Here is a 15829-nt window from a genome sequence, read left to right as displayed (position 1 = left end):
AAATTCTATTGAAAATAAATATTTGTAATTTATTACTTACTAAGAAATTATTTGATTTATAAGATAGATGAATTATGAAATTTATTATTCGTCGATTGAAACAAACTTACGACTTAATGCACCACCAGTATGGAACTTAACAGTACCATCTTTAAGAGCAAATAAAGTATGATCTTTACCACAACCTACGTTTACACCTGGATGAGTCTTTGTACCTCTTTGACGCAGAATGATTGTACCTGCTTTAACAAATTCACCACCATATCTTTTAACACCTAAATACTTAGGGTTTGAATCTCTTCCGTTTCTAGTACTACCACCAGCTTTCTTATGAGCCATTTGTATACTCCTTAAATATTCTTAATAAAATTATAAACTAATAGATGAAACTTTTACCGCTGTAAAATACTGACGGTGACCTTGTTGCTTCATGCTGTGCTTACGACGACGGAACTTCATAATTTTTACTTTCTTGTTACGTCCTTGTTCTACAACTTCAGCTACAACTTTAGCACCTTCTACAACAGGAGCGCCGATTTTAACTTCGCCTTCTGCAGTTTGTCCCATTAAAACTGTATCAAATTCTACTTTTTCACCAATACCAAGATCGAATTTTTCAAGCTTAACTACTTCGCCTTCTTTTACTTTGTATTGCTTACCGCCATTTTTAATTATCGCGTACATTTACTAACTCCATTTATTAGATTTTAAATCCTCAGAACTGCCTATTATTTTTATTAGTAGACTTCTGACTTTTTGTTATTATTTCAACGTGCCTAGACAAAACTAGACATCATATTATAACAAAAATTAACATAATGACAAATACTAGATCTAACTTTTTGATGCTTTATTGAGAAAAACATAAATCAAAATCGCACCAACTAAAACAACTATAGCCACCATATATAAAGCTAAAGATATAGATGCTGTAGTATCAATAATATATCCAACTAAATATGGTGTTACAAAACCTGACAAATTACCTACTGAGTTAATTATAGCTATTGCTATCGCTGCTGCCATACCACTTAATATTGCTGCTGGCAAACTCCAAAATAATGGAATTAATGTCAATATCCCTGCTGTTGCTAATGACATAAAGACTAATGATAAATAGGTATTACCACCAAATAGTCCTATGCCAACAAAGCCTACAGCTGCCATCACACTTACTCCAATTAAATGATATTTCCTTTCTTTAAAATAATCAGAACTTGCTCCCACAACAATCATAACAATCACTGCAAAAATATATGGTATCGCAGATATCACACCAATCATAAAAATATTTGTTATTCCAGAATCTTCAATTAAAGTTGGTAAATAAAAACTAATGGCATATAAGCCGGTAATCCCGCAGAAATAAATTAATGATAACCACCAAACTCGAATATCTAAAAAGATGGCTGACTTCTTATATTGTAAATGTGTTGAACGATCTTTTTCTAATTGTTTATGCAGATAATCTCTATCTTGTTGAGTTAGCCACTTTGCTTTATCTATTGAGCTTAAAATTCTTGGCGCCATTAAACCAAGTATAATAGTCGGAATTCCCTCGATTAAAAATAACATTCTCCAGCCATCATAATGATGTTGATTAAAGATATCCATTATAAAACCAGAGATTGGTCCACCAAATATTCCTGAAAAAGCTGTTGCACTGAAGAAAATAGCTGTTACCTTAGCTCTCTTACGCGAAGGATACCACTCTGATAAATAGTAAATAACACCAGGAAAGAACCCTGCTTCTGCCAGACCTAATGTAAACCTTAGAACATAATATTGTGTGGCTGAGTTAATAAACATAGTACAAGCTGACAGTATCCCCCAAACTACCATCAAAAAGCCTAACCATCGACTTGGTCCAATCTTAACTAGAAGATAATTACTAGGAACCTCAAAGATAAAGTACCCGATAAAGAATATTCCTGCACCAAAGCCATAGACTGTTTCTGAAAGTGATAAATCAGAGATCATCTGTATTTTAGCAAATGAAACATTAACTCTATCTAAATAAGCTAATGTATAGCAAATAAGAAGGAAAGGAACAATTCGCCAACTGACTTTTTTATAAATATTATCGTTCATAATGTAAGAAACTTAATTCTAATAATAACTTTAATTATATGAAATAATTAGCAAAATAAAATACAATTGTTTTTTAAGACCTATAAACATTACAAAGATAAACCCTTATGAAAATTGTAATTGCGCCTGACTCTTTTAAAGAATCATTATCAGCTATTAAAGTCTGTGATGCTATAGAAAGAGGTTTTAAAAAAACATTTCCTAAAGCTACATATATTAAAACTCCTGTTGCAGATGGTGGTGAAGGTTCACTTGATGCGATAAGACAAAATCTATCATTAGCACAAAATATTAGTATAAAAGTAAAAGCACATCTTGGTAATATAATTACAGCTAATTACCTAATAAATAAAGATACTGCAATTATAGAGTTAGCCCAATGTTGTGGCTTAAATTTATATCCGCAAAATCAAAGAGATCCTCTCAGCGCGAATACTTATGGCTTCGGCCAAATTATTAAAGATGCTTTAGATAAGGGGATTAGGAAATTCATACTAACTCTCGGTGGTAGTGGAACTAATGATGCTGGTATTGGTTTATTACAAGCATTAGGAGCAGAGTTTTTAAATGATAACAATGACATTATCACACACTGTTGCCCAAATAACTTATCTGATATAAAAAATATTAATCTGAGCAATTTTGATAATCGAATTAAAGACTGTAGTTTTAAAATAGCTTGCGATGTAAATAATGTGTTATTTGGAAAAACTGGAGCAACACACACTTTTGGTAAACAAAAAGGCATTACTGATGATCAATTAAATAAAGTAGATGAAAAAATAAAAACTTTTGCCGACCTTTGTAATAATAATCTAAATAAAAGTTGTGAAAATGTTCCAGGTGTTGGAGCTGCTGGAGGAGTTGGTTTTGCTTTAGCAACTTTTTTAAATGCTGAGCTAGTTTCAGGTGCTGAGCTAATTTTAGATACTATCGAATTTGATAAGCACTTAAATAATGTTGATATCGTCATTGTTGGTGAAGGTAAAATGGATAAGCAAAGCTTATGTGGCAAGATCCCTATTACAGTTGCTCAAAAAGCTAAAAGTCAGAGCGTCAAAAAAGTAATTGCAATAGTTGGTAGTTATGAACTCAAAGATACTGATTTAAATAACTCTGCTATAGATGCTATATTTTCATGTATAACTCACTATACAGATTTAAAAACTATCCTTGCTCATGCCGCTGAAAATATCGAACAAACCGCAAATAATATTGCAAAACTTCTAATTTGAATATGAATAGCACCAGCAACTTACTAAATGATCATTTACTAAACCTGCTGCTTGCATATAAGCATAAATAATTATTGGACCAACAAAACTCATACCTCGTTTTTTTAGATCTTTTGAAATTCTCTCACTAATAGCTGTAGATGTTGGTACATCTTTGTGAGATTGCCAACTATTTTTTATAGGCTTATGACTCACAAATGACCATAAATAATTACTAAAACTAGCAAATTCCTTTTGAATTTTAAGAAATATTTGAGCATTCTTTCTAGCAGAGTAAATCTTTAATTTATTACGAATAACTCCTGGGTTTGAGCGTAAAGATTCTAATTCAGAATCTGACATCCTTGCAACTTTAATGGGATCAAAGTTATAAAAAGCTTGCCGATAACCTTGTCTTTTCTTCAAGATAGTTTCCCAATTTAAACCAGCTTGAGCTCCTTCAAGTATAAGAAGTTCAAAAAGTTCTCTATCATCATGTTTGGGAACACCCCATTCATTATCGTGATATTCAGCATAGATTTCTTGACCTTGTTTATTACCAAAACAACGACTTTTGACTTCCAAAACATATTCTTAATTTAAAGTAACCATACTTAAATTATAAGTCATTTTTAAATAAAAAAATTACAAAATTTTACAAGTGAGCAACATCTTAGTTACATTTGTTGATTATCTTATATAGTTAGAAATTTAGTAACTATTAATAAAATATTTGCTGTGTAAATATCTATCTAAAACTAAATTTATCAAATAAAATGCAGGTGCTTAAGATTTTTACATTAAATCAACAACATAGGAAAATATAAATGTTTACCCGACAAAAGCTTTTTTTATCTAGCTTTATGCTTACGCTTACCTACACAATTACGTTTGCTATGGAAGACCCTAAAGTAGAGCCTAAAGCTCAGCCTAAACCGGCTGAAACTAAATCTACTCCTGTTAAAGTAGAACCTAAAGCTCAGCCTAAACCGGCTGAAACTAAACCTACTCCTGTTAAAGTAGAGCCTAAAGCTCAGCCTAAACCGGCTGAAACTAAACCTACTCCTGTTAAAGTAGAGCCTAAAGCTCAGCCTAAACCGGCTGAAACTAAACCTACTCCTGTTAAAGTAGAGCCTAAAGCTCAGCCTAAACCGGCTGAAACTAAACCTACTCCTGTTAAAGTAGAGCCTAAAGCTCAGCCTAAACCGGCTGAAACTAAACCTACTCCTGTTAAAGTAGAGCCTAAAGCTCAGCCTAAACCGGCTGAAACTAAATCTACTCCTGTTAAAGTAGAACCTAAAGCTCAGCCTAAACCGGCTGAAACTAAACCTACTCCTGTTAAAGTAGAACCTAAAGCTCAGCCTAAACCGGCTGAAACTAAACCTACTCCTGTTAAAGTAGAGCCTAAAGCTCAGCCTAAAACTACTGAAACTAAACCTACTCCTGTTAAAGTAGAGCCTAAAGCTCAGCCTAAACCGGCTGAAACTAAACCTACTCCTGTTAAAGTAGAGCCTAAAGCTCAGCCTAAACCGGCTGAAACTAAACCTACTCCTGTTAAAGTAGAGCCTAAAGCTCAGCCTAAACCGGCTGAAACTAAACCTACTCCTGTTAAAGTAGAGCCTAAAGCTCAGCCTAAACCGGCTGAAACTAAGCCTAATCCTGCTAAAGTAGAGCCTAAAGCTCAAGTTATTAGTACAGTAGAACCTGAAAAATTAGAATTTAAAGTTAGGCCAACTGATAATAGTCAAGTACAAAATTTTCTAATGGATGGAAAACCTAGTTATATTTCAGAAAATATTAGCTCTCCCCAAGATTATTCTTGGACACAAGAGACTGGAGTGCAAAATATTTTTAGTGCAAATGTTCCACTAATCTCGACTTATGATCCTAATTTTGGAACATTGTGGCCAGCACTCTCTCTTCAAACAAGAGTTGATAATACACTTTTATATTTTGTAGTTCAGCAAAAGTTTGATATAGCTTTAAAGGAAAGTATAAATATTCATAATGCAATTTTTGATGAGAAATATTATCTCAAAAAATATCCAAATATAGCAAAAGCAGTAAGCGAAGGTAAAATTACTGATGGATTTACTCACTATAAAGAATATGGGATAAAAGAAGGAAAAAGTCCAAATGAAAATTTCGAAAAAGCTAAATCAGATAACGTTACTGTAAAATATCATCCTTTGATTGCTGATGGTATAAAAACAGGGACAGGCAAACCAAACAACAAAATATTAAAAGGTAAATTCGATCTTAAAACCCCTGCAGGAGATAGCCTTATAGGTGGTCCTAGAGATATGGCGATAAATGCACATGATAATCGTTGGTCTGGTCCAGAGAATGATGAAGCTTTAAGAAAAATGATTTCTAGTCACAGCTCTCCAGAAAACTCAGTAGTTATTTCTGAATTTAAAGCTAATAATGACAAGGGAAATGCTAGTTTCATTGACCCAGCTAATTTAAATGCTTCAAAAATAATAACTTCACACGTAATTTTGAAAGAAAGTGATTTTAATATTTTTTTAACCGATATGGATAGGTTTGGCATTACTAAAGACAGTCACTTCCTAGAAAAATACTTATTTCATGAAGAAAAGATCGATGCTGTTTGTCAAGGATTAGAACTATATAGAAAAGAAATTACTAATATAAAAAAACCTCTCAAAGCGCCAGAAGCAACTAAGCTAGAGATTCAACAAACTAAAAAACCAACTAAAATAGAAACTCAAGTGAAAAAGTCAGATAAGCCATCTACGTTAGGACAAGAAAGTAAAGCTAAAAGCCATGATTTAATGGCTAGTGCTGACAAATCATCTATAGATAGTAAACTTGAAAGCATTGATCATTTATCACAAAAATCAAAGAAAATTGATGATAAAGGAAGTATCAAAAAGCTAACTCCAATTGAAATAAATCAAAGCTCTAGTTTAGTATTAAGCAGTCCAATGACAGTTACACAACCAATAAGCTCATTAGGAAAAACAAGCATAGATAACCCCGTCAAAACTTCTCAAATCAGTCCCAAAGAGGTTAAAGGTAGTCCGGTGAAGTTAGACGATAAAGTTAAAACCTTCAAATAGATCAGGTATAAAGCATGAATAAAAAAACCAGTATTATCTTTATTGGCTTAATTTGTATACTATCTATTTTTTTGTATACTAAAAAATCACATCATACTATAACTACAAAAAACAAAGGAATTTTAAAAAATAAATTACCAATAGTTGTTGAGGTCGAAAACCTTAAAGAACAAGACTCATATAATGAATTGAATTTATTTGGAAAAACTAGTGCTTATCAAGTTTTTACTGTAAGAGCTAAATCATCAGGGGTAGTTCATAATGTTACTTTTTCTTTAGGCTCTTTTGTAAAAAAAGGAGATTTATTATTATCTTTTGACACGGAATTAATTGACTCCAGAATTCAAATCCAAAAAGAAATATATGAAACTAAATATAAACAAGCTGAAGCAATGAGAAAGCTTGTAGAAAAAGGTGCTGCCAGTAATTTTGAATATAGTAAATTTAGATTGGACTATCTCAATAATAAACAAGAATATTACGAACGTTTAGATGAAAAGGAAAAAAGTTATATATTATCACCCACAAATGGCATAGTAGAATCTAAATATGTCTCAGAAGGCGAATATATAACTGATAAAGATAAGATTGCTACTATAGATAATATTGACAAAATTAGAATATCTTTTGATATGGAAGAGGATGATTATAGAAAGTTTAAAAAGAGTAAAGAAGCTACCATTCAAGCATATGTTCAATCAATAGATAAATTAATTGATGTAAATGCTTTTGAATCTTCTGAAATCTCAAGAGATGGTAGCCATTCAATACATATTGAAGGTGTGATACCTAATGATGATAGAGAATTACTTCCTGGTTTATTTGTCAAGATTAGAGTATTGTTTTCAGATAAAAATAAAATGATATTAGTTCCTAAACAAGCTGTAGTTATGGATGATGATCAATATTTTGTCTACAAATATAACAATGGTACTGCAGAGAAAGTTTTTGTAGAAGTACGTAAAATTTATAATGACTACTTACAAATATCATCTTCATTAGATAAGAATGATAAGGTTATTATTGCTAGTAGTAGAAAATTATATCCAAATGCTAAAGTGAGTTTAGAAAAGTGATTAAGATTTCAAGACTACTACAACATGGAAGTATTTTCTTTGTAATAAATCTTATCATATGCTTACTTGGTGTATATTGTTATTCAAAATTAGAAATCAAACTGACTCCTGAATTACCAGTATCAAGCATATATGTGACTATTGATAATCCAGGAGTAAAAGCTCAGCTTATTGAAAAAGAAATAACAAAGCCAATGGAAGAAATTTTATCTACTATAAACGGTCTTGAATCAATCAGTTCGTTTAGTGAAATTGGCGAAAGTAAAATAGAATTAAATATTAAGCCAGGTAAACCTATCCAAAACTCTATTAATGATGTTAGGGACTTAATTTCTAAAAATAAAAATATATTACCTTATGGTATTAAAGAACCTATAGTCTCAACTGATAGTTTTTCATCTAACCCAATCATGTATATATCTATATATTCTAATAATGGAAAAGAAATATCGAACTCTCAGATTCTTGATATAAAGCAAAAATTGAAATATGTAGATGGTTTCTCCAGAGCCATCGTGTTTGGAAACAAAGAAAAAACTCTTTATGTTAGTGCTTTAATAGATAAGATATTTAAATATGACATATCTGTTGATCAGTTAGTAGCTGAGATATTACAAGCGAACTCTAGCTTTTCTGGGGGAAAAATATCTAACGATTATAAAACTGAATATATTTCTTTTAACAAGTTTGTCAATCTCGTAGAGGATTTTGATAATATCGAAGTCAACAGTAACGGAGTAGCAGTCAAACTAAAAAATATAGCAAAAGTAGAGCTTAAAGACAAAGAAGAAACCAGCCTTGCTTATAGTAATGAAAACAAAGTTGTTTTACTAGGACTAGTTGTTAAGAATAGTTTTAATCCCGTTTCTTTCTCAAAAAATATAAATAAATTTATCAAAAACTACTCAAAAACAAATAGTAATATAAAGTTTAATGTAGTTATCGATGATAGTAGTGAAATATCAAAAGCCTTTAGCGATACTACTCATACTTTGATAGAGACGATTATATTAGTATCAATAATAGTATATTTGCTAATTGGTTCTTTGCGCTATTCATCAATAGTCATACTTGCTATACCTGTATCTTTATCAGGTAGTTTTATAGCACTTTATCTATTTGGTTATACGATTAATAATGTTACTATGCTCGCGATAATATTAGCTATTGGTCTGGTTGTTGATGATTCAATAGTTATTTTAGAAAATGCGGAATACTACTATAACAAGAATAATGATGCACTTGCGAGTATACGCCAAGCTATCAAAAATCTATTTATTTCGATATTAATCTTAATGTTGACATTAACTGTCATCTATATTCCATGTATTTTTATGGAAGGAGAAATAGGAAGGATTTTACAAGAGTTTGCTTTAACTATCGTATCCTCAATGTTTATATCATTTCTAGTAGCATTTACTTTAACTCCTGTACTTTTTCTAAAATCAGCAAAAGTAACTAACCATAATTTTGTAACTAACTTTATTAACATACTCTTTAAAAAAATAACTAAATCATATGTAAAAACTTTGATCAAAATCATAAGAAAACCATTTTTCTTTATAATCATGATTATTGTTATTACACTTTTAGGGTTCTATTTTGCAAAAACAAACTCAAGAGTTGAAATTGAGCCATTTGAAAAGAAAGATATGATTATTATAGAGAATACTTTCTCACCAAATACCAGTTTAAAATACATTCATACTTATATGCAAAAAGTATTCAATACTATAAAATCAGACTCTAATATCAAATCTTCTTTAATGATTGAAGAATCTCCAGTTGCAAAAATCTGGTTAACCCTAAATGATCGGTCAGTTTCTGTAGAAACTCTTGAGAGCATAAATGATAAATTAGCTAAAATCGCAGTTGGAGGAGATATTTCAGCTAGAATTGCTCAAAGTAAAAATGCTGGAAACGCATTAGGTTTTTATGAATTAGATTTTTATATTAACAATTCAAAATCTACAAAAAATCTTCAAACAGTCGCATCTATTATTAACGAAAAAATGACTAATACTTTTGATGATTTTTACACAATTTCTCCAGGAATCGTTCAAGATATTGGCGTAAATTGCAATAAAAATAAACTATTAAAATATGGAATAACTGAAAAAAGTTTTGCTGATGCCTTAGATATATTTCTTAATCAACGCAAAATAGAGGTTTTTGAAAAAGGAAATAATATTTATGATATTATATTTAGACTGGATGATAGTGACTCAAAAGATTTAGCGAAAATAGAATCCATTAGTATAAAAAATCAAAATGATGGTGAAAACGTACAACTTAGACAAGTTTGTAATGTTTTTAAATCAAATGCTCCTAGTAGTATTTTTAGGTTTAATGAGCAATTTTCTTTAAATGCACATGCAATTACTAAGACAAATGTTGATATAAAGCAAGCCATCGACTTTATCGAGGAAATAAATGATAATTTACCTGATGACTCAAGTATTTCATATTCTGAAAAAACGAAAACTTTAATAGAGTTATCAGAATTTTTTATCTTATTTATATCAGTTGCTCTAATAGGTCTTTATTTATTAATGTATGCTAGATTTAATAGTTTATTTATGCCTTTTATAATCTTAGGCAGCCTACCAGTTTGTATAAGTTTTAGCTTATGGGGACTATATTTAATAGCTGGTAGTTTCAATATTTATACAATTCTATCTTTAGTTACGCTAATGGGTTTAATGACAAAGCATTGTGTTTTATTATGTAGTGCTATAGATAGCCGCGAAAAATCTGGAAGTAATCTTATAAACTTTATAATAAACGGTTCAAAGTCTAGAATTAGAGCTATTATGATAACTTCATCAGCTATGTCAATAGGACTAGCATCTTTATTTTTTGATAGTGGTAACTATGCTAATAGTAGATTTCAAATTGCAACAGTTTTAGTTACAGGAATAGTTTTTGGTTCTATTGTAATCTTATATTCTTGTCCAGTATTATACTTTTTGCTTAAAAAGATTCAGATAACCATCGACCATTTATACAAGAAGTTTAAGGATTCTAATAAATATTAGTTAGATAAAAGTAAAGGCTTACCCTAAGCACTTTCATTATTCTTAGGCACCCATAGCTCAGCTAATTGTGAGGAGTCTACTTGTGTAGTAACTTGGTTACTACCATCTACACTACCACCATCAATATCTTCATCAATTGATGTATTTGCTACCAATATCTCAGCCATCTTATTTGCATTTGCTGCTAATTGCATCTGAAACTCATCATTAGTATCTATAATAAGCGAATCATTATTAAATTGTGATTCAAAGTAGTCATCTACAATCAATGATGATAATTGATCATGAAAATTAATCTCAAGATCATTATCTGATCTTGAAAACAATATATCATCTTTTGAAATATCATTTAACTTTAGAGTATCTGTAGAGCCATCACCTGCTAGATTAATAGTATCATTACCATCTCCAGTTGAATAATTATAAATATCTGAACCTGCCCCTCCAGCTAAGACATCATCTCCTTGACCACCAGAGATAACATCATCGCCTTCATTACCTGTAATAATATTATCTCTAGTATTACCTACTAGAGTATCATTATTAGCAGTACCTATTTTGATATCTGATTTACTTAAGATATCTCCATTTGCAAATTCAAACTTATCTACAAACGATCTATACCATGTACTTGAAGCATAGAAATTATTAATCCTCATTCCTTGTGTAGGATTTCCTTGAATTGTAACTGAAAGATTATTACCCTGTTTTTCAAAACTTAGATCTGATTTTTTAATTCCATTTCCAAACAGAACTTTATGATCAAAATTAACATAATTACCAGAAATTTTATCTCTTTGAATTACATCAAAACCATCGCCAAGATTATATTTGTAAGTACTTTTACTAGTACCTAAGCTTGTAAATATTGTATCGTTTCCTTTACCACCCTCTACATAATCATCTGATGACCAACTTCCTGTATAAATAATATCATTTCCTAAGCCTCCATATATTCTATCATCCCCATAACTACCATCTAAAGTATCATTGCCTTCTCCACCAAATAGTACATCATTTCCGTGACCTCCATCTAGATGATCTTCACCCTTTCCTCCATCTAAAATATCATTTCCTCTTTCTCCATACAAAGCGTCATTGCCTTCTTCATCACACAAAATATCATTCCCTTCTCCACCATAGAGAATATCTGACCCTTGACCTCCATCTAAAGTATCATTACCTCTGCGACCATATAAACTATCATCTCCACCATTACCTGTTAAGCTCTCACTTTGATCACTTCCTGATAATACATCTGCATTATCACTACCTTCTATATCAAAGTTAAATACTCCTGATGATCTTGTTAATACGCTACCATCCGTAAACTCAAAACTCTCTACTAATGATTTATATTTATTATTTGTTGAATAAAAGTTTTCTACTCTTATCCCTTGGCTAGAATCACCTTTGATCATCACTATAAGATTATTACCTGATTTTTCAAATTTAATATCTGATTGAGATATACTTTCACCAAATTCTATTTTATGATCTATATGGACTCCATAATATGAATTACTTTCTCGCTTAATTACATCAAAACCATCGCCTAAGTTATATCTATATGTATTTCCTTTTGTTCCATAACCTGAGATTATAATATCATTACCTTGTCCACCTTCTACTTCACTTGTTCCACCTTGACCAGTGTTTATAGTATCATCCCCCGATCCTCCATAGAGCTTATCATTACCAAAGCCACCATATAAATTATCATCGCCTTCTCCACCATATAAGATATCACTCTCACTTCCTCCATCAAGATTATCGTTACCAGCCCCTCCATATAAGATATCCTGCTCTGAACCTCCATTTAAATAATCATCACCTATTCCACCATCTAAAATATCATTACCTTTTTGACCATATAAACTATCATCTCCACCATCACCTGTTAAGCTCTCACTTTGATCACTTCCTGATAATACATCTGCATTATCACTACCTTCTAGAGCAAAGTTAAATACTCCTGATGATCTTGTTAATACACTACCATCCGCAAACTCAAAACTTTCTACTAATGATTTATATTTATTATTTGTTGAATAAAAGTTTTCTACTCTTATCCCTTGGCTAGAATCACCTTTGATCATTACTATAAGATTATTACCTGATTTTTCAAATTTAATATCTGATTGAGATATACTTTCACCAAATTCTATTTTATGATCTATATGGACTCCATAATATGAATTACTTTCTCGCTTAATTACATCAAAACCATCTCCTAAATCATATTTATATACAACATTCTTACTTGAGTATGATGAGTAAATTGAATCATCTCCTTTTCCTCCCTCAACCTCAATATGACTCCCTCTTCCTGTGCTTATAGTATCGTTACCCTCTCCACCATATAACTTATCGCTACCATTTAAGCCTCCGCTTAGATAATCATCTCCTAATCCACCATATAGAATATCATCTCCTTTTCCTCCATCTATATGATCATCTCCTAATCCACCGTATATAGCCTCTGCAGAATCTGTACCTACTAATTCATCAATATCATCTGTACCTATAATTACACGTTTACCATTAAGCTCGTAATTAAGTGAATTTATTGCAGCTATTTCTTCTAATGTGAAATTATCACCATTCATAACATTAGAACTGTTCCAGTTGTCATTAAGTAGAGTATAATTTTCTACTTGGATAACTTTATCTAAAAAGCTTAACCCATTAGATGGATCTGCTTTAATTTTATTAATAATAGTCTCACTGATGCCATCAAAATTAAGTGCTACTTCTCCTGTATCATCTAGCTCAAATGATATATTTTCTAGTAAAAAAGGTTGTACTTCAGTCAAGACACTATTTGTTTGGACTAAATCTTTAATTGAATTTAATGCACTAACATATCCTTGATTAATAACTGTTGTTCTACCATTATCTGCTAACCTATGAAAATCCCAATCATTTAAATTAACAGTATTGCCTTTTACAACAGTAGCTCCACCATCAGCAAAATCAAATACTTCTTCACCAGTTTGAACATATATGCCATAACTATCACCATTATCTCTAATGTTATACTCTAAAATTCTACTACCATTCAGAGCCTCTAGAATCGCTGTTTGTTCTATTACATTTCTAACTCTATCAGATATTCCTACATTTATCTGTGTGCCATCATCTAATGTTACTCCATCTAATATATCTAAAGATGTCTCAAAGTTTTGTGATGTCCTTGCCCATTCAAGCAATACTTCATGAATAGCACTATCTGTAACTGGCGTATCACCTGAGTATAATCCTGTAAGTAGCTCTTTAAGATCTGGTGATAGGCTAGCTGCTTCATGCAAGCTTCTCAAAGCTCCTTGACCTGCCACGTTGATTGAGTTTTGTAACTCTTGGGAAGTTTCTAATACATCTTCAAATTTACTATAGAATTTATTCTCAGCAAAATCCATTGCTCCTACTGCTGTAGTTCCACCATCTGTGTTAGTAGCTGTAGATGTCTTACGTAAGATACCACCCTCAACATTTTGATTTACAGTCTTAGCATTTAGATCAATACTATCTATACCAGCATCAGCTAGACTTGTTAGCTCTCCTTCATCAGTAACACCATCCTGGTCTTTATCTTGCCATACCTTAACTTCTTCATAGGCTGTATCACTACTATCAAAAACATTGTTGTTATTGGAATCTAAGTCATTCAATGCATCAAAGCCATCTACTGCTTTAGTGCCATCTGACTTTATAGTGTTATCACCGAACAATTCCCTACCACTATCAATAGTACCTGAACCATCTATATCTCTAACAAGTAAACCATCATCTGCGTTGACCCACCCAGTTCCAGTTGCTTGGCCGTCGTTATCATGATCGAATAGTACATCACCATTGGCTGATGTGGTCTCAAGTTTGCCGTCTCGGTCGAGATCGACTACTAATGGGTCACCATAACGTTGAGTGGCTGCTTGTTGGAATTTACTTAAAACTAATTCATCAATAGATTGAATACCCATAGAATCTGTAGCTTCTGAGCCTAATACATTATCAAAAACATCACTGTTTTTAAGGGAATCTACAAACTGAGCTTTTTCTTCTGTAGTAGGTAATTTATTTACACTATTTACTATAGCGTTAATTAAAGATTCTCCTTGATGTCCGCCAACTGAAGCTAACATCATATCATTAGCAAGATCAATACTTTGATAATTTGATGCTACATAACCATAGTCATCTAAGTTACCTAGCATATTCTGTAAACCTTGCTTTTCTAATGTAGCTGCTTCTATAAGCTTATATGGATTAGTATTATCTGCCAGGCCTGTATCATTTAATGTCTTAAGCCATATATTTTCAACACTACTATTATTAGCTAATAAGCCTTCTTGACTCTCTATAACATTATCTAAAAGTGTTAATCTATCTGCTAATACTGCCTCATCTAGATTACCATTTGAGTTAAGGTATTTATTATTTTCTGGATTAAATGTACTTTGATTCGCTGTAACCAAATTAGCCATAGCATGCTTATCATTACTAGAAGTATAGATTGTCACAGGGTCAACAAGTTGATTTGTAAATAATATATCTGAAACTGGATCTCCAGCTACACTATAAATATGTGTTTTTGATTTAAGAACATCTATTTGATCTTTATTTAAACCTTCTGTTGCTGAACTTGCAAATCCTGGAGGGTTAAAAGCATAAGTTTCACCCAAAGTTAATCCATCTGTTAGATAAATAACTTTCTCTAAAGCAATTGCAATTGCCCCACCTTGAGAATGGCCTGTTGTTGAGATTTCATTTAAAGTAGGCTGATTCTTCCTAGCATCTATTAAAAGTTGTTTAGATGTCTGAAACTGTAAACTACTTTCTGGAGCTTCAATTCCTAACTGATCCGCAATATTTAAAGCTCCCATCTCAAAATTATTACCCCAGTCATTGGGATGAGTTAAAATATTCTCTGAGCCTCTACTTACAAGTATTCCTTTGTTATTTTGCCCTTTAGGGCTAATTACCATTCCCGCATAACCATCCCAATTATCTCCTGATAATGCTACAACATTATAATCTCTGAGTTTATCCAAAAAACGACTGTTTTCTGCCACTCGTTGATTTTGTAGGTATTGCCTAACATCTCCTGTTATTTCTTTACGAACCTCGCCGTTATCATTATAAAACTGTGCATATAATGTCGCTTGACCCTCTGCATTTACTTTAGGCTTATTTGAGTTTAATGATTCTGCATACATTAACTCACTCAACTCTGCCATAAAGTCTCTTTTTGCTTGAGCTGTATTTAAATCTTGATTTAAGTTATAAGTTAATTGTTGATTAAAATTGTCGGTACTCATGATTAT

9 protein-coding genes are annotated in these 15829 nt (G+C 31.7%); 4 read left to right on the top strand and 5 right to left on the bottom strand.

Annotation, left to right across the window (positions count from 1 at the left end; all coding sequences use genetic code 11):
- Positions 1–84 precede the first annotated feature (84 nt).
- The 3 genes from rpmA to F7310_RS03745 all read right to left on the bottom strand — a co-directional run bounded on the left by rpmA (position 85) and on the right by F7310_RS03745 (position 2091).
- Positions 85–339 (bottom strand): 50S ribosomal protein L27, encoded by a 255-nt coding sequence (gene rpmA / locus F7310_RS03760; RefSeq protein ID WP_072711881.1) that lies wholly within the window; start codon positions 337–339, stop codon positions 85–87.
- Positions 340–369: 30 nt separating this feature from the next.
- Complete coding sequence (gene rplU / locus F7310_RS03755; protein WP_072711879.1) at positions 370–684, bottom strand: 50S ribosomal protein L21; 315 nt, start codon at positions 682–684, stop codon at positions 370–372.
- A 150-nt stretch (positions 685–834) separates the two neighbouring features.
- The gene (locus F7310_RS03745; RefSeq protein ID WP_072711878.1) at positions 835–2091 is read right to left on the bottom strand and encodes an MFS transporter; all 1257 of its coding nucleotides are present in this window, start codon (positions 2089–2091) and stop codon (positions 835–837) included.
- A 107-nt stretch (positions 2092–2198) separates the two neighbouring features.
- Between F7310_RS03745 and F7310_RS03740 the strand changes: the two genes are divergently transcribed.
- The gene (locus F7310_RS03740; RefSeq protein ID WP_072711876.1) at positions 2199–3326 is read left to right on the top strand and encodes a glycerate kinase; all 1128 of its coding nucleotides are present in this window, start codon (positions 2199–2201) and stop codon (positions 3324–3326) included.
- Here F7310_RS03740 and F7310_RS03735 read toward each other — a convergent pair.
- The gene (locus F7310_RS03735) at positions 3318–3890 is read right to left on the bottom strand and encodes a DNA-3-methyladenine glycosylase I (protein ID WP_072711875.1); all 573 of its coding nucleotides are present in this window, start codon (positions 3888–3890) and stop codon (positions 3318–3320) included. The two genes, F7310_RS03740 and F7310_RS03735, sit on opposite strands and share 9 nt — an antisense overlap.
- A 242-nt stretch (positions 3891–4132) precedes the next feature.
- On the opposite strand from F7310_RS03735, the gene F7310_RS03730 reads away from it, so the two are divergent.
- From F7310_RS03730 to F7310_RS03720, 3 genes are read left to right on the top strand one after another with little or no spacing between them, the layout of a single operon-like run.
- Positions 4133–6391 (top strand): hypothetical protein, encoded by a 2259-nt coding sequence (locus tag F7310_RS03730; RefSeq protein ID WP_072711873.1) that lies wholly within the window; start codon positions 4133–4135, stop codon positions 6389–6391.
- Between the two features lie 14 nt (positions 6392–6405).
- Positions 6406–7467: an efflux RND transporter periplasmic adaptor subunit gene (locus F7310_RS03725; RefSeq protein WP_072711871.1), complete on the top strand. Its 1062-nt coding sequence runs from the start codon at positions 6406–6408 to the stop codon at positions 7465–7467.
- On the top strand, positions 7464–10505 hold the full coding sequence (locus tag F7310_RS03720) for an efflux RND transporter permease subunit (RefSeq protein WP_072711869.1): 3042 nt from the start codon (positions 7464–7466) through the stop codon (positions 10503–10505). Before F7310_RS03725 ends, F7310_RS03720 begins: the two co-directional genes overlap by 4 nt.
- Positions 10506–10528: 23 nt before the next feature.
- Here F7310_RS03720 and F7310_RS10830 read toward each other — a convergent pair whose 3' ends face one another.
- Complete coding sequence (locus tag F7310_RS10830; protein ID WP_072711868.1) at positions 10529–15823, bottom strand: calcium-binding protein; 5295 nt, start codon at positions 15821–15823, stop codon at positions 10529–10531.
- Positions 15824–15829 lie beyond the last annotated feature (6 nt).

This window comes from Francisella uliginis (assembly GCF_001895265.1).
Lineage (GTDB): Bacteria > Pseudomonadota > Gammaproteobacteria > Francisellales > Francisellaceae > Francisella > Francisella uliginis.
The sequence above is the reverse complement of the archived record's forward strand: the minus strand, read 5'-3'. Positions and strand labels throughout refer to the sequence as shown.